Annotated in this window: 2 protein-coding genes; one reads left to right on the top strand and one right to left on the bottom strand. The window is 30.9% G+C overall.

From position 1 onward, the window contains the following. On the bottom strand, window positions 1-524 hold a 524-nt coding region (locus DW640_RS06855; RefSeq protein ID WP_199610258.1), incomplete at its 3' end, for an STN domain-containing protein. Window positions 525-892: 368 nt separating this feature from the next. Here DW640_RS06855 and DW640_RS06850 point away from each other — a divergent pair. Further along, the gene (locus DW640_RS06850; protein WP_011107591.1) at window positions 893-2,134 is read left to right on the top strand and encodes a site-specific integrase; all 1,242 of its coding nucleotides are present in this window, start codon (window positions 893-895) and stop codon (window positions 2,132-2,134) included. The last annotated feature ends 762 nt before the right edge of the window (window positions 2,135-2,896 follow it).

The following is a 2,896-nucleotide window of genomic DNA, read 5'->3' as shown; positions in this document are numbered from 1 at the left end:
GTGATTGATTGGGAGGCATAACCGATATAGGAGATTTCTAACACATCACCTTTGGCAGCTTGTATTTTGAAATTTCCATCCATATCAGTAATCGCACCAGTAGCTGTTCCTTTCACCAGAATGCTAACTCCAATTAAAGGTTCACCTTGTGCATCTGTTACTGTTCCCGTTGCAACGATTGGTGTTTTTTTCTGTTGTTCTACTTCTTTCTTAGTAGAAAGTACAATATGCTTATCGACTATTGAATAACTGATATTTGTTCCTTTAAACAGCTGACCCATAACGTTAGTCAGCGACTCTTTAGAAACTTTAATAGATATGACACGATTAATATCGACGTCATTTGTGTTGTATACTACTGACATTGAAGTTTGTTTCTCTATCTCTTTCAATGCAGTATTTAGAGGTACCTTCGATAGATTAAGGGTAATCATTCGTTCCTGCCCATAAGCTGAGGCAAAACTCGAAAACAATAAAAGGAAAAATAACAAGTATGGAAACTTGTGTTTTATAATTTCTTTCATCTTATTCTTTTTAATTAGAAATAGTTTTTAGGTAGTTAACAAACATGTGCGGGTAATAAATATAACCGCCACTCATACAAAGGATCTATGTATCTCTGTTTCTCATATTTATAAATTTAAAGGTTACACTAAAAATGATTTTTCATAAGCGCTTATTCATCAGTAATACATTTGATACTGCAACCATACTAAACGAAAATAAGATTTTTTTTCGTAAAAAATGGTTAGACTAAGCATTTTTTTGAAAAATAAATACATAATCATTTGATAAATAGAGCATTAAGTAGTTCTGAAAAACTATTCAATTTATTACATTTGCATGCAATTTGCATATATTCAAATAACAGATAGATATAAAGAATCATTTTATGTTCAAATATTCAAAAGATGGAGTTTCTGTATTGACCATATTAGACACCAGAAGGGCTAAAATTAATGGATTATTTCCAGTTAAAGTTCAAGTCGTATTTAGGAGAAAGCAGAAATATTATTCTACGGGGAAAGAATTGTCAAAAGAAGACTGGGATAGATTGTTAAAGGCAAAAAGTCAGTTATTAATGGAGGTAAGGACTGATATCGAAAGTAGTTTTTCTATTATAAAACAACAAGTTAGCGAACTTATCCAAAAAGGAGAATTTAGTTTTGAAATATTGAGTATCAGACTTGGAAGGCATACGAAAGAAATCAATCTGCGTACAGCTTTCGAATTAAAGATGAAGGAATTAGAGGATAATGAGCAGGCAAGTACATATTTAAATTATCGAAGTGCTTTGAAGAGTTTAGAATGTTTTGGTGGTACCAATATTCCATTAGACAGAATTACTGTGGAGTGGCTGAAGCACTGTGAGCGGTTTTGGATTTCTAACGGTAAGAGCTATTCAAGTGTGAGTATTTATTTTCGAACCTTAAAGTGCATATTAAACCGTGCAGTACGAGATGGAATACTGAAAGAATCATCATTTCCTTTTGGAAAGAATAAATATGAAATACCAGAAGGACATGGTCGAAAGCTGGCTCTCACTCTTCCTGAGATAAAAAGAGTCATGTCTTTCCAGGATTCTACCAATGAATTAGAGGAATTTCGTGATTTATGGTTCTTCTCTTATTTATGTAATGGAATTAATTTTATGGATCTGTTATTTCTCCAGTACTCAAATATTGTAGATGGAGAAATCTGTTTTATACGTTCTAAAACATCCAGGACTACTAAACATAGTAAAGAAATACGTGCTACTATAACTCCTGAGATGTGGGATATCATTCATAAGTGGGGAAACCCTAATATAAGCCCACAAACCTATATTTTTAAATATGCCAAAGGGAATGAAGATGCTTTTGAAAAGATCAAATTAGTGCGTCGTATCGTTACTAAATGTAATAGAAAATTAAAAAAAATAGCCCAAGGTACAGGTATTGCTCAACTGACTACTTATACAGCAAGACATTCATTTGCGACAGTACTAAAACGTGGTGGAGCCAAAACGTCTTATATTTCAGAAAGTCTTGGTCACTCTAATTTAACTGTTACTGAGAATTATTTAGCATGTTTTGAAAAGGAAGAGAGGATTAGAAATGCTCGACTACTGACTAATTTCGATAATAAAATGTAAATTTGAATGGTGCATGCAAATTGTATGCACAACGCTACTTTTTGTGTTTATTGCATAGGCATAAAATAAATGAGTATACGATAATATGATGAATTATAGAAAAATCTCATTGTGTCTAATATCATTACAAGATATGATTAACCATATGGTTAATCATATCTTGTAATGTCGCATTTTATAAATAATAGAAAACATGAAATCAGTAAAATCAGCACATTCTTAAAAAAATGCATATTTAATGTGCCTATAATGTAATATATTACACTAAACTATATAAGAATTAGAAATAAAACCTTTATTCTTGATTTGTATTCAACGGCTTGATTTAAATAAACGTTATTAATAATTATATGGTTATTAAATCGTTTAAAATACAGGCGTTTTAATATAAATAACAATATATAGAATCATATTGTCATTTCAGAATCAAGCGAAAAATTAAATCAAATAGAGAAAAAGTTCTTTCAAAGTGCCCATATTTATCTTGGTTTTAAAGGAACTGGTGTTTCCTTTAAAACCAAAATGCCGTTCCTTTTAAACCAACGACTGCTCCGTTCGTATATTTTAAAGCTCTTTCATAGAATTGAAGATGGCATTTTTATGCACTAAGCAATTGTTTTATGCAAACACATCGCATAATCTTGCAATAAATTATACATTTTTTTTGCTATTTATTAGATTTCATAGACTTTGACTACCTGGCTATTCTTAAAAATAGAACACAAAGAAGTATGAAAGCAGCTATAAATTCATTACTCCCAA

It is taken from the genome of Bacteroides sp. AM23-12 (genome assembly GCF_003434395.1).
Taxonomy (GTDB): Bacteria; Bacteroidota; Bacteroidia; order Bacteroidales; family Bacteroidaceae; genus Bacteroides; species Bacteroides thetaiotaomicron.
The sequence above is the reverse complement of the archived record's forward strand: the minus strand, read 5'-3'. Positions and strand labels throughout refer to the sequence as shown.